Below are 24,956 nucleotides of genomic sequence, written 5' to 3'. Positions count from 1 at the left end.
GTCAGTGCCCCTGCCGGTCGGGGCCCGGGCGCGGTCCGGGGGACCGCAGAATCCAGGTGTCCTTGCCGCCCCCGCCCTGGGACGAATTGACGACCAGGCTCCCTGCAGGTGCCACGCGCGTCAGGGCGATCGGTGCGACCTGCGCGGTGACCGTCTCGCCGTCGCCGCGCACGTGCACGAACACGCGCAGGTCGACGTGGTGCGGGTGGAAGCCGGTGCCGTCGAACGTCGGGTGCGTGGACAACGGCACCACCTCCTGCGCGACGAATCGCTCCGGCTGCCTCAACAGTTCGCGGCGGCGCCCGGCCAATTCGGCCGCTGTCGCTTCCGGCCCGATCGTGATTCCGCTGCCGCCGAACCCGTCGATGGGTTTGACCACCAGTTCGGAGAGCCGGTCGAGCACGTGGTCGCGCTGCTCGCGTTCGGCGCACACCCATGTGGGAACCTGCTCGAGCAACGGTCGCTCACCAAGGTAGTACTCGATCAGCGTCGGCACATAGGAGTAGACGGCCTTGTCGTCGCCCACACCGTTGCCGAGGGCGTTGGCCACGGTCACGGTCCCCGCGCGCAGGGCGCCGAGCAGCCCGGGCCGCAGCGGCTGCCCGTCGTAGCCGGTGGAGGACAGCAGCATGTCCTCGTCGACGCGGGCGTAGAGAACGTCGACGCGCGACATCGTCGCCCCCCGGTGGATGTACACGACGTCGTCGCGAACCGACAGGTCGTGCGTCTGGGCCAGCGGCAGACCCGTGCGCTCCGCGAGCATCGTGTGCTCGAACCAGGCGGAATCTTCCGGTCCCGCGCTGAGCACGACCGCGGCGACCTCGCCGCCGCGCGCCCTGGGCGGAGCGGCGGCCAGCAGCGTCCGCACGAGCAGGTCCGAAGTGTCTTCGACATCGAGAACGTCGGCGTCGTCGAGGAGTTCACCGAGGAACATGCGGGTCATCGCGCGATGTGCCCAGGCGTACCCGACGCCCGACGGCACCCGCAGATTGTCCTCGAGCACCACGAACCGTCCCGGGCCGGTCCTCACCAGATCGATGCCGCAGATGTGCGCGCGTACCCGGTGCGGGTGGGCCGCGGCACCGCTCCGGCGGAACCCGGGTGCACGGTCGAGCACCTCCGCCGGCAGCACGCCGTCCCGGATCGCCGCGGCGTCCCCGTACACGTCGACGAGGAACGCGTTGAGCGCCCGTGCCCGTTGTTCGAGTCCCGGTACGAGGTGTTCCCACTGGTCGGCCGTGACGATCCGCGGCACCACATCCATCGGGAAGACCCGTGCCCGGGTCTCGCCGCTGACCCGGAACACCACCCCGTCGAGGCCCTGCTCGCGGTCGATGTCGGCCTGCGCGGTTCGCAGCGCATCCGCTCCGAACCGCGCCAAGGTGTCGAGGACATGGGCGTATTCCGGCCGCGGCCGCCCGCGGGCGTCGACCGCCTCGTCGTATCCGCCTTCGGTGTCTCCGTCTTCGCTGTCGTCGACGCGCAGCGGCGCGTACCCGTGCAGCAACGTCCCGTGGGGGTCCGCGACCTCCGGCACCGGATGCACCCGGCCCGCGGTCTCGGCGAGCAGCAGGTCCACGACATCGCTGAGTTTGCCGCGTCGCCGCAGCACCCGTCGCTGCCGAGCCGCGGAACTCCCGATGCGGGCGGCCGCGGCGGCCAGTTCGGAGACCGTGTCCCAGTCGCCCATCTGCTCCAGTTCGGGCCGCAGCAGCGAGGTGAGCCGGTCGATCATCTCCACGGCGGGGCGCGGCACCGCGGCCTCGACGTCGACCAGGTCGCCCTCGAGCCCCGACCGGGCGGCTCGCCACATCGCCGCGCGGATCAGGGTGGGGTTCGCCCGCGTGGCCGGAATGCCCGCGCGCAGTGCGGTGCACTCGTGCTCGACGAGCGCCCGGAACAGGCCCGCGATCAGGGCGATCGTGTCGACCGACGGGCAGCTGTCGCACACCCGCAACTCCAGGGTCGGCTGATGCGCGGACGGGCGGAGGTCGAAGTACACCATGCCCGGGTCGGTGATCACCCCGCTCGACACCAGATCGGCGATGAGCCGGTCGTACTCGGCGGCCGAGGACACGGGCGCCGCGGGCCCGGTGCTCGGCCACCGGATCCACACCAGGCTGCGCACGCTCGCGTAGCCGGTGTCGGTGCCGTCGGCCCAGAAGGGTGAACTCGCGCTCAGCGCCAGGAAGACCGGAAGGTGCGGTGCGATCCGGTTCGCGACCCGCACCGCCTCGTCCCGATCGGGAAGATCGACATGCACCTGGGTGCCGCAGATCAGTTGCTCGCGCGCGAGCAACTGATAGTCCGCGAGCATCCGGCGATAACGCGGCGTTTCGCTGACCTGGAGTTCTTCCGGGACGGCGAGCGGAACGGCTCCCGCGGCAGCGACTCCCAAACCGAGTTCGGCGGCCGCCGTCACGAGCTGGGAGCGGCGACGGACCAGATCCGCGCGCAGCTGCGAGAGGTCCGGGTGGACGTCACTGTTGACCTCGATGACGCAGCGTTGGAGTTCGTCGACGTAGGTGTCGTGCGGCAGCCGCGCGAGCAGCTCCGGGGCGCGGGGAACGAGCCGGCGTGTCTTCGCATCGATGAGCTGGAATTCCTCCTCGACACCCAACTGCCGAATCGCACCGCCAGGACTCATCTAGGGCGAGTACCCGTCCGGGGCACGGGGTAATCCGTGGCCGACGGTCCGGCTCCTACCGGTCGCCGGAGCCGCCGATCACCGGCGGCACGACATTCGGCAGTTCCCCGACCACCTCGGTCGAATTGGCGGCGGACACCAGGAATCCCGGAGTGCCACGGTGATCGGACCTGTCGTCCCGGCGCGCGGCACCGGCGGCGGGGACGCCCCCGTACATCCCGCCGCGACCGGGTGCCGCGGCTACCGGACCGGCAGCCGCGGGAGCCGCCGGTGCAGGCACCGGCCCCGGGAACAACCCGTGGGCCGGCGCGGCGGGTACGCCGCCGAGGCCGGAACCACCGATCCCTGCCCCGCCGAAGCCTGCCGAAGCCGACATCGGTCCGATACCGCCGGCCGACGGCACCGTCGGTACCGCGGACGCGGCCCGGGTCGCGGCGGGATCGTCGGCGGATCCGCCGAACATCGGTCCGACCGCGAACGCCGCCTCGGATGCGATGGACTTCACCGCGTCGGACGCGACCGACGCCACCTTGCCGGCGGCGGGCAGACCGCCCGGTGGGATGGGCGCCGGCACCGGGATCGGTGCGGTGAGGGTGGTCATCGCCGCGGTGTGCATGCTCAGTTCGCCGCGGCTGCGGCTCACCACGGCGAGCGCGGCCTGCAGGTGCTCGGCGGCGGCCGAGACCAGCAGCGCCTGGCCCGGTGGTGTCAGGGCGACCGGCGCGGCCGCGGACGCAACCGCCACGAACGATTGGGCGATGCCGGACAGTTCGACGTTCCCGCGTTCGACGGTCGCGGTCGCGGCGCGGGTCAGTTCACCTATCCGGTCGCCACGTTCGCTCAACTCGACTGCGCTGGCGTGCGCGCGGCGGCCGTGGTCGATCGCGGCGTCGGCGGGCGCACCCTCCCACGAATCGGGCAGCAGGTCGACGGCGCTGCGTCCTATCGAGGCCGCGGTGTCGAGGAATCGGGACGACTGCCGGAGGATCGCGGCGGGGTCCACCGCGCCGAGGACGCCGGTGCCGAACAAGCCACCGAGGTCGGTCAGTGGCGCGAGCAACTGGTCGATACCCGGCAACTGTGGCAGCGGAATCGACTGCAGCAGTTCGGCGATCGGGTTCGGACCGGGCTCGGGTGGGGGGAACGGGACGACGGGCGCCGGGGGCAACGGCACGTCGAGCACCGGTCCGATCGGTGAGGCCCGCAGGGCGTCGAGGACGGTCGGGGCCGCTTCGGGCGCTCCCTGCCCGGTCACTGTGCGGACCCGGGCAGGTACACGGCCGCGTTCTCCAATGCCGCAGTCTGCTCGGCCACAACGGTTTCGTAGCCGGTCGCGGTCTCGTGCGCGGCGGTGCCGCTCGAGGCGTAGGCCACCGACAATAGAGCGACCGCACGGGTGTGCTCGCTCTGGGCTGCAGCGAACGCCGCCAGGAAGTCCCCCCCGATCAGGCCCAGCGCCGGGCTCAGTGCCGAGATGTTTTCCTGCAGATCCACCGCGCCTGCCCGTGCGACGTCGTCGGCGGCCTCGAGTGCCGTGTTTCCGAACGCGCGGACGCCGTCGGGCACAACCCTGACCGAATTGCCGACGGCAGCATGATCCCCCATGGCGATCCCCCCAGATCAGAACTCAGTGTGCAGCACTCTAACTCGAGGCCGCGCGCCGCGCGCCCCGTGCGTCCTTCGGGCGGTCCCGCACTCCCGAAAGACGCACGATCGCAGACTATTCGACGACCGCGTCGGCTTCGATCTCGATGAGCAGATCACCGTCGACGAGACGGCTGACCTCGAGAATCGTGCTGGCAGGCCGGATCTCGCCGAACACCTCACCGTGCGCGGTGGCCGCCTCTTCCCAGCGGGACATGTCGGTCAGGTACATACGGGTGCGGATCACGTCGGTCAGCTTCGCGCCCGCCTCGCCCAGCGCGGCCTCGATCGTGCGCAGGGCGCCGCGGGTCTGCTCCTCGAGTGTCGCGCCGGGCGAGGTCGTTCCGGAGACCGCGACCTGGTTGCCGATGCGCACCGCGCGGGAGTAGCCGATCTTCGGTTCCCATTCGGAACCGGAGGAGATGTTCTGACGAGTCATGGCCGGAATTCTGACAGGTGCACGGTCGTCGAACGAAATCTCGACAACCGGTTGACAGATTCTCGCACAAGTGTTCGACTGGCGGTATGAGGTGGGCGGCACAGTCCCTGGACGCCGACGACGGCGCGTTGCCCGGCTTCGACAGGGCCGGGCTCGTTCGCAGCGTGCAGACGCCGGACTTCGAGGGCATCACGTTCCACGAGGTGCTGTGCAAGAGCGCCCTGAACAAGACGCCGGAGGCGTCGAACCTGCCGTTCCGCTACACCGTCAACACCTTCCGCGGATGCAGCCACGCCTGCCGCTACTGCTTCGCACGGTCCACCCATGAATACCTCGACCTCGACCCGGGGCACGACTTCGACACCCAGCTCGTGGTCAAGACCAACGTGGCGGCGGTACTGCGGCGGGAGCTGGCCCGGAAATCCTGGAAGCGCGAGCAGGTCGCGCTCGGCACGAATACCGATCCGTATCAGCGCGCGGAGGGCCGATATCGCCTGATGCCCGGCGTCATTCGGGCTCTCACGGAATCTGGCACCCCGTTTTCGATCCTCACCAAGGGCACGTTGCTGCGACGCGATCTGCCGTTGCTCACCCTCGCGGCCGGCCAGGTCGACGTCGGTGTCGCGGTGTCGCTCGCCGTCGGCGACCACGACCTGCAACGCCAGCTCGAACCGGGTACCCCTTCACCGCAGGCCCGGCTCGATCTGGTCCGCGCCGTCACCGACGCCGGCCTGTCCTGCCATGTGATGGTGGCACCGGTCATCCCGTATCTCACCGACTCGACGCGCCACCTCGACGACCTGTTCGCCGCCATCGCGAAGGCCGGTGCCTCGGGTGCGACCGTGATACCGATGCACCTGCGCGGCGCCACCCGCGGATGGTTCCTGTCCTGGCTCGCCGCGGAGCATCCCGCGCTGGTTCGCCGCTATCGGCAGCTCTACGGGCGCAGCGCGTACGTCACTCCGGAATACAAGCGCTGGCTGAAGGCCCGCGTCGTGCCCCTGGTGGAGCGATACGGCCTCGCCGGCGCCGAATCCGCGCATCGGGACGTGCCGTCACCGGTGTGCGAGCAGCGTTCGGCGGCCACGGCACTCACCCTGTTCTGAGGGCGCCGCCTGCCCGCCGGCGATGATCGGGGATCCCATCGAAGCCGACGTCGAACGGTCGGGCAAGATCGTGTCCTGTTGTGTCGTCGAGGAGAACTGAGGGTGTGCCGGTGAAGAGTCGTGTGATGGCCGCGGTGTTCGTCCCCGCGGTGTTCGTTCTCGGCGCGACCGTGGCAGGCTGCGGTGGCGCGACGACGGGTACGACATGCGACGACTTCGCAGCCCAGGACGACACCACTCGCGGCGAAACCGTGCTCTCCCTGCTCGAACCTCACGGCATCTCGCCCCGCGACCTGGAGAGCTACCGCGTCGTCTTCGGCAAGGTCAACGAATACTGCGGCCTGCGCAGCGGCCCCGCCCGCGAGAGCGGGGAAGCGACGCAGAACAACACACAACCCATCGACGCGACCATCGACTGGGACAGCGTGATGCACTGACGGTCGGTCCGTCACGCGGCCAGCGCACGCACCCCCGGGCTGGTCGAGCGGCGCACGAACGCAGACTCGGACAGACGCCCCGCGTCGGGCGCCTCGACGACGAGATCGAGGGACTCAGCCAGCCGATACGGCCGGCTGTCCACCACCGCGCCGAGCGCGCGGCGCAACCGCGACACCTCCGCGCGCACCGCGACCGCGTGGTCGGCGTCGCCGAACAGGGCATGACCGAGATCGGCGACCGTCATGCCCTCGCGGCCGCGGCGCTGCAACAGCAGCAGGATCTCGGCGTGCCGCACCGTCACCGGACTGTGCCACGAGGAGTCCGCGCCGATCACCTCCACCGTGGGAGGCGACGAAAGCCGAAGTGTCATGGAAATTCTCGACGTTCGCTCGGCCGGCCGGATCAGCCACCCGTGGGGGAGCTGTTCGGGCAGGCACAGGCCGAGGCCGGGAACGGTGATCGCCCGGTCGCTCCGCGGGGCGGCGACCCGCCCGGTGGTTGCGACCCCCGAGGAGTGCGCCACCCAGCCGTGGTCGTCGACGAGCAGCAGCGGCCCCCGCACCGATGCGAGCAGCGGCGCGGCGCTGGTGCGCAGGTGATCGAGCCGCTGCTCGTGTCGTCGCCACAACTGCGATTCGGCCAGCCGCACCGCGGTGTCGACCAACGCGCTGATCGCCGGGTGCAGCGTCAACGCAGGTCCGCTGACATCGACGATGCCGAGCATCTCACCACTGATCGGATCGTGGACGGGTGCCGCCGTGCAGTACCACGGATGCTGAGTCTGCTCGAAGTGCTCGCCCGAAAACAGTTGCACGGGAGTCGCTTCCGCGAGTGCGGTACCGATCGCATTGGTGCCGACCGCGGATTCGGTCCACACCGACCCCTCGCGGAACCCGAGGGTGTCGGCGCGGGCCCGGATCCGCGCGGAACCGTTGCGCCACAGGATCACTCCGTCGGCGTCCGTCACCACCAGCAGCAGCTGTGACGCATCCGCGACCGGCGCAACGATCTGCGTGAGATCGCCGATCACGGTGGACAGCGGCGACCGGCGTCGTCGGAGCTCGATCTCCTCGATCGGATACGGGGTGCGGGCGTTCACGCCGGACGGGTCGAGTCCGGTCTCGAACACCCGCGACCACGACCGTGCGACGACCGCACGCGGGCGCATGATCGGTCGACCTCTGCCGATCACCGCGTCGTGCATCCGGACGAGGTCGCGCGCGTGACGTGACAGGTCGGTGCCGGGTGTGATCGCGCTGAAGCTGCTCACGGTTCCTCTCCGGTTTCCGGGGTGTTCCCTCCGGAGCATAGGCGCGGCGATGTGGTCCGTGCCACAAGCGGGGCTGGTGGCCGTGCAACCCGATGCAACGATTGCGCGCGCTGGGCGGTCGGATGTGTGCTGGATCACAACAACGACCGGAAGGGTTCCCGCCATGACCGATATTCTCGAGCAGCCCACCGACCGGGGCGCCGACCCGCAACGACGCGTCGACGAGTGGCTGCGCGATTTCGAGGCCGCGCTCGCCGCCCGCGACGTCGCCGCCGCCGCCGGCATGTTCGCCACCGACAGCTTCTGGCGCGACCTGGTCGCGTTCACCTGGAACCTCAAGACGGTCGAGGGCCGCGACGGTGTCGCGACCATGCTGCACGAGCGGCTCGACGACACCGACCCGCGCGGCTTCCGCACCACGGAAACGCCCACCGAGGACGACGGCGTCGTCAGCGCCTGGATCGCATTCGAGACCGCGACCGGCCGCGGGGAAGGACACCTGCGTCTCGTCGAGGACGGCGCCTGGACCCTGCTCACGACCCTGCAGGAACTGGCCGGTCACGAGGAGGGCAAGGGCACGCGGCGTCCGCGCGGCACCACGCACGGCGCCGACCGGAACCGGGTCACCTGGTCCGAACAGCGCGCCGCGGAGGAACGCGAACTCGGATACAGCCGTCAGCCCTACGTCGTGATCGTCGGCGGTGGTCAGGGTGGTATCGCTCTCGGCGCCCGCATGCGGCAGCTCGGCGTGCCCGCCATCGTGCTCGACAAGCACGACCGGCCCGGCGACCAGTGGCGCGGCCGCTACAAGTCGCTGTGCCTGCACGACCCGGTCTGGTACGACCACCTGCCGTATCTGCCGTTCCCCGACAACTGGCCGGTGTTCGCGCCGAAGGACAAGATCGGGGACTGGCTCGAGATGTACACGCGGGTCATGGAGGTGCCGTACTGGTCGAAGACGACGTGCACGTCGGCGTCCTACGACGAGGCAACGGGGGAATGGACCGTGCACGTCGAACGCGACGGGGAGCCGCTGGTGCTGCGTCCGAAGCAGCTCGTGATCGCCACCGGGATGTCCGGCAAACCCAACATCCCGTCGTTCCCCGGCATGGATCGGTTCGCGGGCGAGCAGCACCACTCCAGCCGGCACCCGGGCCCCGACGCCTACGCGGGCAAGAAGGCCGTGGTCATCGGCGCGAACAATTCCGCGCACGACATCTGCGGTGCTCTGTGGGAGGTCGGGGCGGACGTGACGATGGTGCAGCGGTCGTCCACGCACATCGTCAAGTCCGAATCGCTCATGGATCTCGGTCTCGGCGACCTCTATTCGGAGCGGGCGCTCGCGGCCGGGGTGACCACCCACAAGGCGGACCTGACGTTCGCGTCGCTGCCGTACCGGATCATGCACGAGTTCCAGATCCCCGTTTACGACAAGATCCGCGAACGCGACGCGGACTTCTACGACCGGCTCGAGAAGGCCGGGTTCCGGCACGACTGGGGTGACGACGGATCCGGTCTGTTCATGAAGTACCTGCGCCGGGCATCGGGGTACTACATCGACGTCGGCGCCGCGGAGCTCGTCGCGAACGGCGACATCAAGCTCGCCCACGGGAACGTGCGGGAGCTGACCGAACGGTCCGTGATCCTCGAGGACGGCACCGAACTCGACGCCGACCTGGTCGTCTACGCCACCGGATACGGGTCGATGAACGGCTGGGTCGCCGATCTGATCGGCCAGGACGTCGCGGACAAGGTCGGCAAGTGCTGGGGTCTCGGATCGGACACCACGAAGGACCCGGGGCCGTGGGAAGGCGAACAGCGCAACATGTGGAAGCCGACCCGGCAGGAGGGGCTGTGGTTCCAGGGCGGCAACCTGCACCAATCCCGCCACTACTCGCTGTATCTCGCGCTGCAGCTCAAGGCCCGCTACGAGGGCATTCCGACGCCGGTGTACGGGTTGCAGGAGGTGCACCACCTCAACTGACCCCCGTCCCGTGCGTGGTTTCGGTAGTCCCCGCTACCGAAACCACGCACGAGGGACGTCCACCCCGCGGTACGTCTGTCGATGGAGATTGCGCGCACGTGCCACCCGCAACTGCAGTACCGCCACCGCCGCGAGTGCAACGAGCAGCAACAACATCAGTTCGACGACGTGGGCGTTCATGCCTACCTCCTGTGCGGTGCATCCACTGCACGGTGCAGTACCCCGTGCGGTACCTGCTCAACCCCGAACAGTGGATCGTTCGGGCCGGATCGAGCTGCGACACAGGTAGGCTCCGATCCGGAATCCGTGCGCCCGGACAGACGCAGTGCGCGCGTACACCCGGCACGGCGAAGGCGGCAACTGTGGGACTCGACGTCCGCGACTCCAAAGATCTTCCGGCATCGAAAACCGAGGAGTTCTACGACACGGTACTCGCGCCGTCGTTCGTTGACTCCGAACTGATTCCGCGCGCCGAGTTCCTTGCGGACCTGAACGACCCTCGCGGTGAGACCGTCGCCTCCGTGGCGCTCGGAGACGCCGGAGAGATCCTCGGTGGCGCTGTAGGCCAATGGTTCCCGCAGTGCCGCGTCATGCTGACCGCGTACCTGGCGACCAGGCCGGGCCGGCGAGGCGACGGAGTCGGCGGCAAGATCCTGCGAGCGGTCGCCGCGGACTGGCAGCGACGCGTCGATCCGCTGTTGATCGTGGGTGAGGTCGAGGACCCGCGACACCACACCGACATCGGATTCGGTGACCCCGAACGGCGCCTGAAGTTCTATGCGGCCGCCGGGGCGAAGATCATCCGGGTGCCCTATTTCCAGCCGGCGATCCACGCCGACGGTGACCGTGTCCCGCATCTGTTCCTCATGACGTTCGCGGTCGCCGACGAGTGCCGGCGCGGCGACCACGGCATCGACGCGGCTCCGGTCCGGGGATTTCTCGCCGCGAATCTCGCCGCGAACGAGGGGAGCGTCGACCCGGACGACCCCGCGACGGCAGCGCTGCTCGACGCCGTGTCGGGACCGACCGTCGAACTCCTCGACCCGAAAACTACCCGAATCGACCCGTGAGGACGGGGCGGCGGGTCCTACGCTGGAACGAGCCGCACCTCCGGCGGCCCACAGCAAGGAGGCACCAGCCATGTCCGGCAAAGTTGTGCACTTCGAGATTCCGTTCGACGATGGCGACCGCGCCCGCCGCTTCTATCGCGATGCATTCGGGTGGCGGATCAACGAGATGCCCGAAATGGATTACACGATCGTCGTGACCGGGCCCGTCGACGACACCGGAATGTCGTCCGAACCCGGGTACATCGGCGGCGGGATGATGCAGCGAGGGGAAGCCGCTGCACCGGTCGTCACCATCGACGTCGACAACATCGACGACGCGCTGCAGAAGATCGAATCGCTCGGCGGGAAGACCGTCGCGCCCCGTTCACCCGTGGGCACGATGGGTTTCGCGGCCTACTTCAGGGACTCCGAGGGCAATCTCATGGGGCTCTGGGAGTCGGCTCCCCAAGGCTGACGTGCCCTGGATCCTGCGTTTCTGCTCCGCTTCGAACGCCGTCAGGTTCCCGCTCGGCCGGATCGCCCACCCGCTGATCGGGATGCCGGCAGCGTCGAGCCGGGAACAGCTGACGTCGCTGTTGGTAAGGATCCGACGAGCGCCATCTCGGTCGGGGCGAACCGTCGCGAGTCGATACGACTCCAGGCGCTTCCGCCAGTGGCAGGCACCAGGTCCGGCCGGTCCGGCAGAGCTGAGGAAACCGCCGCGGAGGGATCAGTAGGCTGATCCGGAGATGTCGTTGCTGTCGAACAGCCGGACGAGCGCGTCGCCCGCGCGCATGCAGGGGATCGACGATGCGGTGACGTCGTGCAGGGTCGACGCCTCCGAGGGGGTACAGACGCCACCCAGCACATCGTCGGTCGCGATCGCGATGGTGACGAAATCCGGGGAGAACCGGCGAGTCGTCTCCCAGCCCAGCTGGGACGCCAGATCGCGCACGGACGTCCACTGGGATACTTCGGCCGCGTCGGGATGACCGACGAACAACAGCCGCCTCTGGGTCGTAGTCACTGGGAACCCCCTGCAAACTCGGCGTGTGACATTCCTATCGTGTGACGCTATCGCTCTTGTTACACAGAAGTGAGGCGCGACACACCGGCTGTTGTGTCTCACAGGGGGCGAGACCGGATCGGAGGCGCACACCCCGGGGTGCCGACAGCGCACTGCTGCCGACACCGGTTCCGTGGTGCTCAGACGCTCGTGATCCGGACTCGGCAGGTGCGGCGGTCAGCTCGACCCTGCCGCGAGGAACGGCACGCTTCCGCTTCCGGTCGTCTCGATGGCGCCGGTGAACAGTGCGCGCTCGCGCAGGATCGGCAGGACCCCCTCGCCGAACCAGTACAGCTCTTCGAGATGCGGGTATCCGGAGAGGACGAATTCCTCGATGCCGAGCGCAGCATACTCGGCGATCCGGTCTGCGACCTCGCTGTGGCTGCCGACCAGCGCGGTTCCGGCGCCGCCGCGCACCAGTCCGATACCGGTCCACAGGTTCGGCGTCACTTCGAGATTGCGGGCGTCGCGCCAGTCGCCGCTGCGCCGGTGGGCCTCGTGCAGGGCGAGCATGCGGCGTTGCCCCTCGGATTCGCTGCGGGCGAGACCGGCCTGGGCGGTTGCGACGGCCTCCGGGCCGAGGGCGGTGACGAGGTTGTCGGCCTGCGCCCACGCCTCTTCCGCGGTGTCGCGGCTGATGACGTGTAGCCGGATGCCGAACCGGACCGTGCGACCGCGGGCGGCGGCGAGGTCGCGAATCCACGCGATCTTCTGTGCGACCGCCGCCGGGGGTTCACCCCAGGTGAGATACACGTCCGAATGCTCGGCGGCGACCGGACCCGCGGCCGGCGACGATCCACCGAAGTACAGCGGCGGCACCGGGTTCGGGAGCGTCGCGAGCGCCGCCTCGTCGACGTCGAGGTGCCGTCCGCGATGGGTGACGGTCTCGCCGGCCCACAGTCGCCGGACGATGGAGAGGAACTCGTCGGCGCGGGCGTAGCGGTCGTCCTTGCCGAGGTGATCGCCGTACGCGCGCTGTTCGTGCGCTTCACCGCCGGTGACAACGTTGAGCAGGATCCGGCCGGGTGCGTGCAGCGAGAACGTGGCCGCCATCTGCGCGGCGAGCGTCGGACTGATCAGGCCCGGGCGGAACGCGACGAGGAACGCGATCCGCTCCGACTCGCGCGCGACCATTGCGGTGGTGAGAAAGGCGTCCTCGCACCACGCGCCGGTGGGGGTGAGCGCTCCGGTGAAACCGAATTCCTCTGCGGCCCGGGCGATGGACGCGAGGTAACCGATGCTCGCTCGACGGTCGCCGCGGGCCGCCCCGGCCGGTGTGCCGTGGCCTCCTCCGACGATCGAGCGGCTGTCGCCGTAGGTGGGCAGGAACCAGTGGAACGCGAGAGGCATAGACCTGGACGGTAGGGGTCGTTCCCCGGTCGGTCGAGCATTGCGATCTGCGTGATCGTAACCCTGGGTGTCTATCGAGCGGGTCGCTGTTGCGCGGTCGCGGCCGGTGCCCGGTCCTGCAGAGGCGGGTTCGATTGTGACCTGTCGCGAGTGAACTGCGGGCGTCCACACCGGTCGATGCAAATACCGCAGCGGAATTCGATTCCGATCAATCCCGCATCCGGGACAGGTGTCTCGAACACGAAGAGGAACTCCGCCGCCGGCGGCGCGGGCTCACCGCGCGCCTGGGCGTCGCGGACGGTGACCGGCTCGCCGACCGGATCCACGTCGTGATCGTCGGAGCGTTCGCCGTCGGCGGGGTGTACCCCGCCGGCGGGCCCGCGGGTCAGCTTCTCGACCTGGTGGACGCCCTCGTCCGAGCGGCGGTTTCGGCGAGTTCGCCTATCGCTTGATCCCCACGGCCGTTTCCAGTTCCGACAACGCTTGTTCCGTGAGTGGGATGAGAGTCTCGATGTCGGGGACCTGTTCCCTCCCTGCGACATACCCGATGTCGAGCTTGTCGGCGTACGAGCACACGGTGACGTTGAGGGCGAGGCCGTCGTACACCGTCGACACCGGGTAGATCGCATCGACGTGGGCGCCGTTCCAGTACTGCGCGGTGGGCGGCCCCGGCACGCTCGACAACGCCAGGTTGAACGCCGGCCGCGGAGTCGGAGCGAACGGGATCTGGGGGAACAGCACGGTCGGCGCGATAGCCGGAAGGGCAACGGCCAGCGACGCTCCCGACCCGAGGTCGGCGACCTGCTCCTTCGCATCCGACATCGAGCGGTGGACGACCGCGAGCCGCTGCGCCGGATCGTCGAGTTCGGTGCCGAGCGTGCACAGTGCGACACCGAACGCGTTGGCGTCGTCGCCGTCCGTGGCGGCGTCGCGGGTGCGGACCGTGATCGGGCAGATCGCGACCAGGGATTCGGTGGGAAGTTCCTCGTGGGCGAGCAGCCAGTGCCGCAAGACGCCGGCGACGACGGCGGTCAGGACGTCGTTGCCGGTGGTCCCGGTGGTGTCGGCGACAGCACGGACGCGGGAGCGGGATACCTCGGCGCCGGCAACGGAGCGGGCGGGACCGAGCCGGCCGTTGAACCGGGTGTTCGGCGCGGAGAACGGCAGGGTCGCATGGCCTCCGGTCAGGGCCCTGAAGACATTCACGAATCCGCCCTTGCCGAGCCGGACCGCGAAGTCGGCGCCCGCAGCTGCGGCCCCGACGGTCGAGCGGGCCAGCGCGATCGGCCCCGGGAAGCGGGGGGCGTCGGGAGAGTCCGCCGCACGGGTGGGGGTGGCGACGAACAGCTGCATGCCGCGACGGTCCGGATCGTCGCACACCCAGGACTCGATCATCCGGATGCCGCCGATGCCGTCGACCACGGAATGATGCACCTTGATGAGCAGGCCGATCCGATTGCTGTCGAAACCGTCGATCACGTGTACTTCCCACATGGGCCTCGACCAGTCGAGCGGTTCGGCATGCAGGCTGCCGACGAGCGACCACAGTGCCTTACCGTCCGATCCGCCCGGCATCGTTGTCCGGAACACATGCTTGCTCATGTCCATGTCGGTGTCCCGCCAAACCCAGACCCCGCCCGTGTCGACGCCGCGGTGCGGGCGACGCCGCAGCCGTGGGTCGATGAGGTTCGCGTCGACATGGCAGGCGCGATGGATCTCGTCGACGAAGGCGGGCCCGGCGTCCTCGGGTGGCGTCACGACGATCAACGCGGAGATGTGCATCGGATTCGACAGTTCCTCGGCCGTCATCATCAAGGCGCCCATCGCGTCCATCGCTGCCATCCGCGTCACCTTCCAGTCCGTGGCCCCGTGTCGGGACTCCCCGCCGCAGCGTCGCACGCCGGAGGATCGGGAACGAATCGTCGCGTAGGTGGGGTGTCGTCGCATGTGGTTCCTACCGGGCCGGCATCGGCGGTGCGTGGTCCGGCGCAACCTGCGCACCGATCTCCCGGAACAGCATCTCGGCCTGATTCGGATACGCGCCGGTGTCGTCGAATGCCTCCGGACCGTAGGTCACCGCTACCGCGATCGCGACCTTCTGATCCGGCAGGTACGCCTCGACCGCGGAATACCCTGCGAACAGGGGGTTCTGCAACAGCCAGTCGCCCGAGATCACGACGCCGAGCCCGTAGGTGTAGCCCTCCGACTGCTCGGCGCACGTCGGACAGCCGGGTTGTGCGTGGGTCCTGCCGCGCAGTTCGGTCGAGACCATCGCACGGTGCGACTCGGGGGAGAGTAACTCCCCGGTGCCGACGGCGATCGCGGTGTCGTGGAGGTCGTAGATGTTGCTGGTCTGGACGGCGCCGTGCGTGATCGTCCAGGACGGATTCCAGAAGCTCGAGTCCTCGTAGAACGGTGTGGCGGGCGGAACGCCCAGGAACTCGCGACGCTCCGAACTGAACGCGTGCAGAACCGGCTCCGGGATCGTCGCGGTCTGCGCGGCGTGGGTGCCGTCGAGGCCCAGCGGCTCCAGGACCCGCTCCTGCACAAGCGTTTCGACCGTCTCGCCGGTGATCTTCTCGAGCGCCAGACCGAGGATCACGTAGTTGGTGTGGGCGTAATTCCAATTCGTGCCGGGCTCGTACAGCAACGGTTTCGACGTCGCGTACGCGAGCAGTTCCTCGGGGGTCCACGACCGGAACGGATCCGCGTAGATCGCGTCGGCGAACTCGTCGTTGCCGATCACGTAGTCCGGGTAGCCCGACGTCATCTGCGCGAGCTGGCCGAGCGTCACCCGGTCGGTGTGCGGGATGTCCGGTAGCCATCGGGACACCGTGTCGTCGAGCGTCACCGTGCCCTCGTCGACCAGTTGCAGCAGTACTGTCGACACGTACGAGATCGCGACGGCGCCGTTGCGGAAATGCATGTCGGTGGTGGCGGGTACACCGGTCATCGACTCGCCGACCGCGCGGGTGACGATCTCCTCACCGTCGACGGTGACCCGAACGATCACTGCCCTCAGGTGGCGCTCCGTCATGGCCTCGTCGACGATCCGCATGATCGCGTCGGCCTGAGCCGGATCGGCGCTCTCGGTGACATCAGTGCCCGGGGCGGCGGAGGCGGGTGGTGTCTGCGCCGTGTCCTGAGACCCGCTCGACGAGCACGCCGATACCACCCCGAACGCGCAGATCAGCGCGAAAATCTTCCGACCGGACGACATACGGGCAGTCTGGCAGGTCTGGCGCGGCAGTGCCGGTATTCTCGTCACGTCGATCCTTCCGGAACCGTGAACGGGCGGTGCGCATGGCCGAAAACGGCGTGATGGTGGTCGGAGTCGACGGATCTCGCTCGGCTGCCGATGCCGCGAAATGGGCGGCGGTGGTGGCGTCGCGGCGGCGGTGCGGGCTCCGCGTCGTATACGTCCTGCCCGAATCGCGTCGCCCGAGCACCGCGCCCGCGGTCGGGGGCCGGGAACCGTCGGCAGCGGAGGGATACCAAGCAGCGAAAGCGATCGTGACCGACGTCGTCACCGTTGTGCGCGCGTACTTCCCGTGGCTCGAGGTCGAGGGTCTGGTCGAATCGGGGCCGGTCGCCGTCGCACTCGCCGCAGCGAGCGAAGGGGCCCGCATGATTGTGCTCGGGCACAGCGGAAGCGGCGGTGGCGCACTCGAAGCCCTGCTGCGCCGGTCCACGGCGCAGGACCTGGTGCGGCGTGCGGCGTGCCCGGTCGCGAGCTGGCGGGGACAGCCGGGCCGGCTTCCCGACGACCAGCGTCCGGTCGTCGTCGGCATCGAGCCGGGTCCGCGCGGTGTGACCGTCGCGCTGACGGCGTTCGAACTGGCGGCACTGTTCGGTACGTCGGTGGTGGCCGTGCACGCGTGGTTCTCGCTACCGGGGGTGACAGCAGCGCCGCACGATATGCCGTCGGAGGTCCTGATCGCGGCTCGCGAGCAGTTCCCGCAGGTAGCCGTCGCCGAGGTGTCCGTCGAGGACGATCCGTCGGCCGCGCTGCTCGAGTATGCCGGGGAAGCGCAGCTGATCTGCGTCGGTAGTCACGGTCGCGGACGGTTCGCGGGTGCGGTCGTCGGGTCGGTCAGCCGCGAGGTGTTGCAGCGCAGTGAGTGCCCCGTTGTGATCTGCCCGCCCGCGAGCTGAGAACCACTGCCGTAGCAGGTGTGCGAACCGGGTGGTACGAATTCACGTCGGGTGGCGATACCCGACGTGTGCTCGACACGCGAGCTCACCTGACGAAGGGATGTGGAATTGAGGGGGAAGACCATCGGCACGGCGGTGCTGCTCAGCGGCGCGGCCGCGATCGTGGCGGCCTGCACTGTGGCGGGGGATGCACAGGCCGCTCCGGCGCCGGAAGGGGTCCCGGCGCCGCTGTTCCGTGAGGGACAGCCGTGCGACGCGCAGATCGATCTCGCGGCACCGGAGGTGTTCGCGGCGATCGACCAATTGCCCGCGCCGCAGCAGATTCCGGACGCGACCTGGCTGTATGCGTACAACGGCAACTACAACCGCTGCACCGACCTGAGCTACGCGCAGGTCGGCATCGTCGACGCCACGGGATGGTCGCCGACGCAACTGCTGCTGTTCCACCGCGGTACCTACCTCGGCACGGCGACCGGATGCGCACTGCACCCGGCGGTTGTCGCCGAGACCGCCGACTCGATCCACGTCGAATACCACTATCCGCGCGAGGGTGAGATCCACGCTGCCGCGACCGGATTCGCGGCGCAGACCTTCCGCTGGTGGGACGGCGACGTGATCACCGAGGGCGGGTTGCCCCAGGACTACCTCGCGATGAACTTCTGCGAAGTGTGGTGACCGGCGCGCTCCCGGTCCCGTACGTCGCGGACGGGCCCGGGAGCGCGCGGGATTTCGACCGGACACGGGAGCAGGGTGCGGTCGGGCGGTTCCTCGCGAACGGCTGTCCCGCGTTCGCGACACGGCGCGCGATGCGCCCGGAGAACGCCGCGGTTTGCGATGATCGACGGGCTCGGAAGACGTGACGGCCAGGCCGGCAAACGCGAGTCCGATCCACGGCAGGAGAACACGAGTGACGACGACCAGCGCCCCCACCCGAGATCGCCCGCGCCGGCATGTCCTGCGGTGGGTTCTGATATCGATCGTCGTGGTGCTCGCGATCGTCGTCGCATCCTTCGCCTTGACCCCGACGCCCGGTGCTCTTGTGGTGCGTACGGTGTTCGAACGCACTGCCCGTGACCTGACCGCGAAGCTCGAGGTCGGCGCACCCACGACCGACCTCGTCGCCGACGTGTCCTACCGCGTCGACGATCCCCGTCGCTTCGCTCGCCCGGTCGACGATCCCGACGCGTATCTCGATGTCTACACCCCGCCCGGAACGACGACCGCGCTGCCGACCATCGTGTGGACGCACGGCGGCGCATGGCTGTCGGGGGACCGGACGAACTACGCCGGCTACTACCGGCGTCTCGCGGCCGCCGGATTCACCGTCGTCTCGATCGGCTATTCGCTCGCCCCCGAACACCGCTATCCGACCCCGGTGCACCAACTCAACGATGCCCACGCCTACCTGGCGGAGCACGCGGAGGAACTGTACATCGACCCGGATCGGCTCGTGCTGGCCGGCGATTCCGCGGGCGCGCAGTTGTCGGCGCAACTCGCCGCGGCGATCACCGACCCGGACTACGCTGCCGTACTCGGAATCACCCCGGCACTGGCACCGGAACAGATTCGCGGCGTCGTGCTCAACTGTGGCATCTACGACGTTCCCGCGATGGGCGGCAGCGGCGGCCTGATCGGCTGGGGGGTGAAACAGGCGCTGTGGGCCTACACCGGCTCACGGAACTTCGCCTCGTCGGAGGCGGCCGCGCAGATGTCGACATTGCGGTGGGTCACCGCCGAATTCCCCGCGACCTATATCACCGGCGGGAACGGTGACCCGCTCACGAACACCCAGTCGAAACCGTTGGCTGCGAAGCTCACCGACCTCGGCGCCGCCGTGGACACGCTGTTCTACCCGGACGACCACACACCCGAACTGGGCCACGAGTACCAGTTCGATCTCTCGCTCGAGGACGCTCGGATCGCCCTCGACCGCACCATCGAGTTCGCGCGCAAGGTGACCGGAGCGGACGGCCCAGCGGCCTGATTTTCCGGGGACTCCCGGTCTACGAAAGGGAACGACGGGCTTTGCCGGGAGCGCTGTAGTCCCCTGCTGTGAGGGGCGCTATTGTTGCGCCCCATGTCCAAAGAATTTTCTTTCAGCGCCGATATCGACCACAGCGTGGAGCAGGTCCACGCCGCCCTGATCAGCGAGGAGTACTGGAAGGGCCGTCTGGGCGGAAGCCCGACGGGCTCAGTGGAAATCGCGTCCCCGCAGGGGCCCGGTACGGTCCGCGTCACGCTCACCGACGAGACCGACATCTCGGGGCTTCCTGCGGTCGTGCGCGGCATTCTCCGTGGCCCTCTCGTGATGGAGCGGACCGACGAGTGGGGTCCGCTCGACGGTGGTGTCGCACGGGGCACGCTGACCGGTGGTTCGTCCAGCTTCCCGGTCACGATCGAGGGACGGTCGGAGCTCCGCGATCGTGACGGCGGTGCGGTCCTCGAGGTGCGCGGCCAGGTCACCGTCAAGGTTCCGGTCGTCGGTGGACAGGTCGAGGGGCTCGTCCTGCAGATGGTCGAGGCCATCGTCTCCGGTGACGGGGCCGCTCTGAATGCGCAGCTCGCCGGGAACTGATCGGTAGAGGTGGCGTGGCCGAACTGCCGGCGGAGTTCGGCCACGCCCCCCGAAGTCTTCAGCCCGCCGGGACCGTGTCCTCGATCGCCGCGGCTACCCGAGCGGTGTCCGCATCCGTCCACCCGTCGGGCGCGGCGATCGCCGCCCAGCCGTACGGGATCAGATCCTCGTAGTTGTGCCCGTGCCCGACCGGTGGGGACGTGCCGCGCATGACGTCGCCGGCCACTTGCCAGAACGTGACGATCGGATACCACCGCATCGACGGAACCCGGTCGCTGCCGGGCGGTTCGGAGAGCCAGTCGGGGCGGGTGAACAGCAGATCGGGGCCCCACCAGACGACCGGATCGGATGCGTGCTGCAGGTACACCACGCGCGGTTCGAGCCAGGGCCGCCCGTTCGGTTCGAGGTTCTGTGCGTTCTCGGCGAACCGCACCTCGAGACCGTCGTTGTAGGTGGGCAGCACCTCGGGGCTGCCGGGGTCGCGGTTGTCCACCAGCGAGCGCCACAGGGTGTTCGAGTTCGGCGGGCCCACGAACAGTGCCCCGTCGACGGACGACCGCAGATCCGCGATGTCGTCGAACGCGGCCTCCGCGGATTGCGACCCGAGGCTTTCTCCGTAGACGAGCAGCCGGGGCCGCGCATCCTGCGGCAGTTGCGACCACCGTTCCTGCACACCGTCGATCAGCGCCTTGCCTGCCGAGGCCGCCGCGGACCCGTCGGTGAGGAACGAGATCCAGCTCGGCAGGTACGAATACTGGATCGCAGCAATCGCGGTGTCCCCGTTGTACATCAGCTCTATCGAATCGGCTGCGACGGGATTGACCCAGCCGGTGCCGGTGGTCGCGGACACGACCAGCACCTGCCGATCCCACGCACCGGTGCGGTCCAGTTCGTCGAGGACGAGATCGACCTGGGCAGCGGTGTCCGGCGCCGACTCCAGTCCCGCATACACGCGGATCGGCTCGCGGGCCGGGGCACCGCTGAACGCGGTCAGCTCGGCGGCGCGAGAACCGCCGTCGACGAAGGACCGACCCTGACGACCGAGCGTGTCCCACGCGGCCGCCGACATCGGGCTGCCCGAGCGTTCGGATTCTGTGGGCTGAGCGTCGCCGGGATCGGTGCTGTTGTTGTCGCCGGAGAAGACCAGGTTCGCAGCCTTGGAACTGCCGGCCAGCAGCACCTGGTTCACGAACACGACAACGAGAACGGCCAGCAGGACGGGCGCCACCACATGGGCGACCGGTACCGGAATATGCAGGCGCGCACCGAGAAACCGGGCGAACGCGTCGGCGAGGTGCCGTAGGCCCCGGGCGATCAGCAACACGACTGTGAAGACGGCGGCGACGACGAGACCGGTTCGCAGATACGCAAACGACGAGGTTGCGTCGAGGCCCATGAGAGCCTCGATCTCGTTCTGGCGATCGGCGGCGACGAGCAGCGCCCCCACCACCAGTGCAACGACGAGCAGCGCGGCCACGGCCTGGGCGATCTGCCGGACCGTGTGGCGTCGCCGCCACCAGGTCAGGTGCGGGACGATCCAGCGTCGCGCCGGATAGGCGATCAGCACGCCGATCCCGTACCCGGTCACAGCCGTGATGCCGCTGATCAAGCCCTGATACAGCCAGTCCCGTGGGATCAACGAGGGACTCAGACTCCATGCGAAGAACAACAGGGCGACCACGAGTCCGACGAAATCGAGTCCGAGAACAGTCACGGGGTGCGCGCGGGTGTCCTCGATGTCGGGCGCGTCCGGGGTTCGAAGGGCGTTCACCCGCCGACAGTAACCCGCAGCGCCACCGGATGCGTTCGCGACGAACCGCGCAGGAACGGGTCAGCATCGGCGATGTGTGCCTAGCATGAGTTTGTGCCGCTCGGCGGCGGTGAACGCGTGCCGCTCGGCGGCGGTGAACGAGCATCCATCCGATTCCTGGGAGTGTGCGACATGCGAGTGCTCGTGGTCTACGAATCGATGTACGGCAATACCCGTCACGTGGCGGAAGCGATTGCGCGGGGCGCCGAATCCGGGGCGACTGTGCGGGTCGTCGCCGCGTCCGACGCGCACGAGGTGAATCCCTCCGAGTACGACCTGCTGGTCGTCGGCGGCCCGACCCACATCCACGGTATGAGCCGGGAGTCGACGCGCCGCGGCGCGGTCGAGGCGGCGCAGCAACCGGACTCGGGGCTGAAGGTGGAACCGGACGCGGAGAGCGAAGGGGTCCGTGAGTGGCTCGCGTCCCTCGAATCGAGCGGCGGGAGGGCAGCAGCGTTCGACACGCGGCTCGACGCATCGCCCTTGCTGACGGGGCGGGCCTCGAAGACGATCGCGCGGAAGCTGCGGCACCTGGGATTCTCCGCGGCGGCCGAACCGGAGAGCTTCCTCGTCGACAAGGAGACGAACCTCGAAGCCGGCGAAGAGGAACGTGCCGAGCGCTGGGGGCGGTCCCTCGTGACGTCCGAGGAGGGGGTGCCGTGAGCGCGACATCTGCCCCGAACAGGTCCTCGGCTGCGGCTCGGCGCACGGGTTACGTCGTGGCCGTGCTGGTCAATGCCGCGTTGTTGTATGCGATCAGCATCTGGCCCGGCTGGGAGGCGGTGCCGTTCCTCACCGACGACACGAGGCTGGTACTGGGATGGGTCAACGCCTCGATCGTCGTCGGCATCGCGGCGAACCTGGTGTATCTGGTGCGGGATACGTCGTGGCTGAAGTCGCTCGGCGACGTGCTGACCACGGCGGTCGGACTCGTCGCGTTGCTGCGGATCTGGCAGGTATTCCCGTTCGACTTCGGTGACAGCTCGTTCGACTGGCCGCTCGTCGTGCGAATCCTGCTGGGGCTGGGCATCGTCGGGAGCATCATCGCCATCCTCGTCGCACTGTTCTCGGCGGTGCGGAGGCGGTGAGCCACGCCCGTCAGTCGGGGGCATCGTCCCCGGTGTCGACGGGTTCGACGTCCTCCCGGTCCGATCTGCTCCCCGGAACGTCGCGTTCGTCGCGTTCACGCTCGACCTTGCGTTCCAGTTCGTCGACGATGTCGTCGAGTCCCTCACCGGGCCCGGTGTCGTCGAGTCCCTCGGGGCCGGTGTCGTCCGCACGCGTCACGATGCTGCCCTCCTCGAATCGGTCGGCAGCGAGATACCCGGCAGCCGACGGCGGCAAACTCAGCCGGTGAGCAGGACGGCCGCCTGGGCGGGAAGCTGTGCCGCCCCGCGCCGGCGGAACAGTTCGGCGGGCCGGCCCTGGCCGGGATGCGACAGTCGTCCGGTGTTGTCGAGCGCGGCGACGACGTGGCGGCGGAACGAATCCTTCTGCAGGGGCCGGTCGAAGATCGCCTCGTAGAGCCGACGGAGATCGAGCACGGTGAACTCCTCACCGAGGAGTCGGTCGGGGTCGACCTGTGCCGTGTACCGGGCCCGCAGGTCGTCGACCGCCAGTCGCACCATGTCGGTGTGGTCGAAGGCGAGGTCGCCGTCGACCGCACCACCGTCGACGACGCGCAGCGCCGCATCCGGCGGTAGGTCGCTCACGGGTACCGCGGCGGTGTGCGCCATCGAAATCACCCATCCACGCTCGTCGCGGTCGGGGTCGTCGAACATGCGCAGCTGGTGGAACTTCAGGCCGGTGATGCCCGCCTTGTCCCGGAGGGCGCGGTCGGCGGCATCGATCAGGCGTTCGCCGCGATGGAGAAACGTGCCCGGGAGCGCGCGGCCGCCGAGCCGGTGCTCGACGACCAGTACGCGGAGCTCGCCGTCGAGGTAGGTGAGCACCGCGACGTCCACGGCCACGGAGGGTCGGTCGTAGTCGGTGAGGGACTTGCCCGCCGGGTCCTCGCGTTCGGTCACGCCTTGCATGTTAGCGCAATGCTGATCTATAGTTAGCGCAAAAGTGAGCCAATTGGAGGTTTGGGATGCACTTGTCTGCGCAGCAGATGGACCGGGCCGCCGGAGTGCTGCTCGGGATGGCCGCGGGTGACGCCCTCGGGGCCGGGTACGAATTCACCTACCCGTCTGCCGGTACGAATATCGACATGATCGGCGGCGGCCCGTTCGCGTGGGAACCGGGGGAGTGGACCGACGACACGGCTATGGCCGTGGCGATCGCGGAGGTCGCAGCCACCGGCGTCGACATCGGCTGCGGCCGCGGACTCGATGCGGTTGCCGCGCAGTTCGTTCGCTGGTACGACACGGATCCGAAGGACATCGGCAATCAGACGCGCAGCGTCCTCCGTGGCCGCGCCGGAGACGCCGCGACCATGCAGGCGCACGCGCGGGCACTCACCGGCCGCAAGGCAGGCAACGGGTCGCTCATGCGCACCGCCCCCGTCGCGCTCGCGTATCTGGACGATCGCGCCGGATGCCTCGAGGCCGCCGCGCAGATCAGCGCCCTGACGCACGACGACCCGACCGCGGAGCAGGCCTGCCGCCTGTGGTCCCATGCCATCCGGCATGCCGTGCGGCACGGGAGCTTCGACGGTGTGCGCGGCTACCTGGAGATCGAACCCTCGGGTGTGGCCGACTTCTGGCGGCCGCTGCTCGACGAGGCGGAAGGCGGCACGCCCGCGGACTTCGCGCACAACGGCTGGGTCGTGCACGCCCTGCAGACTGCATGGTGGGCGATCACGACCACCCCCGGTACCGGCGAGGTTCATCTGCGCGCCGCGCTCGAAGCCGCTGTCCGCGCCGGCGGCGACACCGACACCACCGCGGCTATCGCCGGCGGGCTGCTCGGGGCGCGGTGGGGTGCGGCGTCGATCCCGGCGCGCTGGTGCCGCATCCTGCACGGCTGGCCCGGTCACACCGCCGCCGACCTCACCCGCCTCGCGCAGGAGGCGGTCCGCGGCGGTCCGACTCCGCGATAGGGGTGGTGTGTCCGCGCGGAGCCGGTCGTCTTCCGCGCACTCGGGGCGGAGGCTGGAGTTGATGCGAATGCCGCTGAACGGCGTGCGATTACGGTGATTGTCGTCGCTGTTGCGGGGTCGTGCCCGAATTTTCGATTTTGTCTCCGAATTGCGACAACCGCTCGCTCGCGGTAACAATTGATGTAGCGCGCGACGCGCGTCATGAATACACAAGATCAGAATTGGAGTCCCCCGTGCTCGACCTCGCCTTCCTTGCCGACTTCTTCGGTGCTGCTGCTGACCTGTTCGGTGCCCTCGACTTCTTCTCGGGTCTGAGCAGCTAGTCACCCGAAACGAAGGGGACCTGCGGAGACGACTCCGCGGGTCCCCTTTTTCGATTC

General features: G+C 69.0%; 25 protein-coding genes. 12 read left to right on the top strand and 13 right to left on the bottom strand.

What is annotated here, in order from left to right:
* Position 1: 1 nt before the first annotated feature.
* From RZ1_RS22370 to RZ1_RS22355, 4 genes are all read right to left on the bottom strand, one after another.
* On the bottom strand, positions 2 to 2,647 hold the full coding sequence (locus tag RZ1_RS22370; protein WP_174565230.1) for a carboxylate--amine ligase/circularly permuted type 2 ATP-grasp protein: 2,646 nt from the start codon (positions 2,645 to 2,647) through the stop codon (positions 2 to 4).
* 55 nt (positions 2,648 to 2,702) lie between these two features.
* Positions 2,703 to 3,902, bottom strand: coding sequence for a WXG100 family type VII secretion target (locus RZ1_RS22365; protein WP_072814717.1), 1,200 nt, complete (start codon positions 3,900 to 3,902; stop codon positions 2,703 to 2,705).
* Positions 3,899 to 4,252 (bottom strand): type VII secretion target, encoded by a 354-nt coding sequence (locus tag RZ1_RS22360; protein ID WP_072814716.1) that lies wholly within the window; start codon positions 4,250 to 4,252, stop codon positions 3,899 to 3,901. Before RZ1_RS22360 ends, RZ1_RS22365 begins: the two co-directional genes overlap by 4 nt.
* A 115-nt stretch (positions 4,253 to 4,367) precedes the next feature.
* Positions 4,368 to 4,730 carry a RidA family protein gene (locus RZ1_RS22355; RefSeq protein ID WP_072814715.1) on the bottom strand — a complete coding sequence of 121 codons (363 nt, stop codon included), beginning with the start codon at positions 4,728 to 4,730 and terminating at the stop codon, positions 4,368 to 4,370.
* A gap of 86 nt (positions 4,731 to 4,816) precedes the next feature.
* Here RZ1_RS22355 and RZ1_RS22350 point away from each other — a divergent pair, with 86 nt between their 5' ends.
* Positions 4,817 to 5,836 (top strand): Rv2578c family radical SAM protein, encoded by a 1,020-nt coding sequence (locus RZ1_RS22350; RefSeq protein WP_072814714.1) that lies wholly within the window; start codon positions 4,817 to 4,819, stop codon positions 5,834 to 5,836.
* Between the two features lie 110 nt (positions 5,837 to 5,946).
* On the top strand, positions 5,947 to 6,273 hold the full coding sequence (locus RZ1_RS22345; RefSeq protein ID WP_139281939.1) for a hypothetical protein: 327 nt from the start codon (positions 5,947 to 5,949) through the stop codon (positions 6,271 to 6,273).
* A gap of 11 nt (positions 6,274 to 6,284) precedes the next feature.
* On the opposite strand, the gene RZ1_RS22340 is transcribed toward RZ1_RS22345, so the two are convergent.
* Positions 6,285 to 7,544: a sigma-54-dependent transcriptional regulator family protein gene (locus RZ1_RS22340; protein ID WP_072814712.1), complete on the bottom strand. Its 1,260-nt coding sequence runs from the start codon at positions 7,542 to 7,544 to the stop codon at positions 6,285 to 6,287.
* Between the two features lie 163 nt (positions 7,545 to 7,707).
* Here RZ1_RS22340 and RZ1_RS22335 point away from each other — a divergent pair, with 163 nt between their 5' ends.
* Entirely contained in the window at positions 7,708 to 9,528 is a 1,821-nt protein-coding gene (locus tag RZ1_RS22335; protein WP_072814711.1) for a flavin-containing monooxygenase, read from the top strand.
* Between the two features lie 33 nt (positions 9,529 to 9,561).
* Here the strand turns inward: RZ1_RS22335 and RZ1_RS30650 are convergent, their stop codons facing one another.
* On the bottom strand, positions 9,562 to 9,708 hold the full coding sequence (locus RZ1_RS30650; protein WP_169918049.1) for a hypothetical protein: 147 nt from the start codon (positions 9,706 to 9,708) through the stop codon (positions 9,562 to 9,564).
* Between the two features lie 182 nt (positions 9,709 to 9,890).
* Here RZ1_RS30650 and RZ1_RS22330 point away from each other — a divergent pair, with 182 nt between their 5' ends.
* Complete coding sequence (locus tag RZ1_RS22330; RefSeq protein WP_139281938.1) at positions 9,891 to 10,598, top strand: hypothetical protein; 708 nt, start codon at positions 9,891 to 9,893, stop codon at positions 10,596 to 10,598.
* A gap of 70 nt (positions 10,599 to 10,668) precedes the next feature.
* Complete coding sequence (locus RZ1_RS22325; RefSeq protein ID WP_072814709.1) at positions 10,669 to 11,052, top strand: VOC family protein; 384 nt, start codon at positions 10,669 to 10,671, stop codon at positions 11,050 to 11,052.
* Between the two features lie 255 nt (positions 11,053 to 11,307).
* On the opposite strand, the gene RZ1_RS22320 is transcribed toward RZ1_RS22325, so the two are convergent.
* The 4 genes from RZ1_RS22320 to RZ1_RS22300 all read right to left on the bottom strand — a co-directional run bounded on the left by RZ1_RS22320 (position 11,308) and on the right by RZ1_RS22300 (position 16,213).
* Positions 11,308 to 11,604: a hypothetical protein gene (locus RZ1_RS22320; RefSeq protein WP_072814708.1), complete on the bottom strand. Its 297-nt coding sequence runs from the start codon at positions 11,602 to 11,604 to the stop codon at positions 11,308 to 11,310.
* Between the two features lie 216 nt (positions 11,605 to 11,820).
* Complete coding sequence (locus RZ1_RS22315) at positions 11,821 to 12,993, bottom strand: LLM class flavin-dependent oxidoreductase (RefSeq protein ID WP_072814707.1); 1,173 nt, start codon at positions 12,991 to 12,993, stop codon at positions 11,821 to 11,823.
* A 441-nt stretch (positions 12,994 to 13,434) separates the two neighbouring features.
* Positions 13,435 to 14,835 carry a wax ester/triacylglycerol synthase family O-acyltransferase gene (locus RZ1_RS22305; RefSeq protein WP_072814705.1) on the bottom strand — a complete coding sequence of 467 codons (1,401 nt, stop codon included), beginning with the start codon at positions 14,833 to 14,835 and terminating at the stop codon, positions 13,435 to 13,437.
* A 112-nt stretch (positions 14,836 to 14,947) separates the two neighbouring features.
* Positions 14,948 to 16,213 carry a serine hydrolase domain-containing protein gene (locus RZ1_RS22300; RefSeq protein WP_072814704.1) on the bottom strand — a complete coding sequence of 422 codons (1,266 nt, stop codon included), beginning with the start codon at positions 16,211 to 16,213 and terminating at the stop codon, positions 14,948 to 14,950.
* 83 nt (positions 16,214 to 16,296) lie between these two features.
* Between RZ1_RS22300 and RZ1_RS22295 the strand changes: the two genes are divergently transcribed.
* The 4 genes from RZ1_RS22295 (at position 16,297) to RZ1_RS22275 (ending at position 19,723) form a co-directional block, all read left to right on the top strand.
* Complete coding sequence (locus RZ1_RS22295) at positions 16,297 to 17,148, top strand: universal stress protein (protein ID WP_072814703.1); 852 nt, start codon at positions 16,297 to 16,299, stop codon at positions 17,146 to 17,148.
* A 108-nt stretch (positions 17,149 to 17,256) separates the two neighbouring features.
* Positions 17,257 to 17,823 (top strand): LppP/LprE family lipoprotein, encoded by a 567-nt coding sequence (locus RZ1_RS22290; RefSeq protein ID WP_072814760.1) that lies wholly within the window; start codon positions 17,257 to 17,259, stop codon positions 17,821 to 17,823.
* A 232-nt stretch (positions 17,824 to 18,055) separates the two neighbouring features.
* Positions 18,056 to 19,132: an alpha/beta hydrolase gene (locus RZ1_RS22280; protein ID WP_072814701.1), complete on the top strand. Its 1,077-nt coding sequence runs from the start codon at positions 18,056 to 18,058 to the stop codon at positions 19,130 to 19,132.
* 93 nt (positions 19,133 to 19,225) lie between these two features.
* On the top strand, positions 19,226 to 19,723 hold the full coding sequence (locus tag RZ1_RS22275; RefSeq protein ID WP_072814700.1) for a DUF2505 domain-containing protein: 498 nt from the start codon (positions 19,226 to 19,228) through the stop codon (positions 19,721 to 19,723).
* Positions 19,724 to 19,781: 58 nt separating this feature from the next.
* On the opposite strand, the gene RZ1_RS22270 is transcribed toward RZ1_RS22275, so the two are convergent.
* Complete coding sequence (locus RZ1_RS22270) at positions 19,782 to 21,494, bottom strand: alpha/beta hydrolase (RefSeq protein WP_072814699.1); 1,713 nt, start codon at positions 21,492 to 21,494, stop codon at positions 19,782 to 19,784.
* A gap of 171 nt (positions 21,495 to 21,665) precedes the next feature.
* Here RZ1_RS22270 and RZ1_RS22265 point away from each other — a divergent pair, with 171 nt between their 5' ends.
* A complete protein-coding gene (locus tag RZ1_RS22265; RefSeq protein WP_072814759.1) occupies positions 21,666 to 22,196 on the top strand; it encodes a flavodoxin family protein in 531 nt (176 codons plus the stop codon).
* Entirely contained in the window at positions 22,193 to 22,621 is a 429-nt protein-coding gene (locus RZ1_RS22260; protein WP_072814698.1) for a hypothetical protein, read from the top strand. Before RZ1_RS22265 ends, RZ1_RS22260 begins: the two co-directional genes overlap by 4 nt.
* A 10-nt stretch (positions 22,622 to 22,631) precedes the next feature.
* Here RZ1_RS22260 and RZ1_RS22255 read toward each other — a convergent pair whose 3' ends face one another.
* Together RZ1_RS22255 and RZ1_RS22250 are read right to left on the bottom strand one after the other, a co-directional pair.
* Positions 22,632 to 22,820, bottom strand: coding sequence for a hypothetical protein (locus RZ1_RS22255; RefSeq protein ID WP_072814758.1), 189 nt, complete (start codon positions 22,818 to 22,820; stop codon positions 22,632 to 22,634).
* 59 nt (positions 22,821 to 22,879) lie between these two features.
* A complete protein-coding gene (locus tag RZ1_RS22250; protein WP_072814697.1) occupies positions 22,880 to 23,569 on the bottom strand; it encodes an NUDIX hydrolase in 690 nt (229 codons plus the stop codon).
* Positions 23,570 to 23,625: 56 nt separating this feature from the next.
* On the opposite strand from RZ1_RS22250, the gene RZ1_RS22245 reads away from it, so the two are divergent.
* Positions 23,626 to 24,576 (top strand): ADP-ribosylglycohydrolase family protein, encoded by a 951-nt coding sequence (locus RZ1_RS22245; RefSeq protein ID WP_072814696.1) that lies wholly within the window; start codon positions 23,626 to 23,628, stop codon positions 24,574 to 24,576.
* Positions 24,577 to 24,956: the final 380 nt, after the last annotated feature.

This window comes from Rhodococcus zopfii NBRC 100606 = JCM 9919, assembly GCF_001895025.1.
Taxonomy (GTDB): domain Bacteria; phylum Actinomycetota; class Actinomycetes; order Mycobacteriales; family Mycobacteriaceae; genus Rhodococcus; species Rhodococcus zopfii.
Note: the sequence above shows the minus strand (reverse complement) of the source record. Positions and strands in the feature narration are given on the sequence as shown.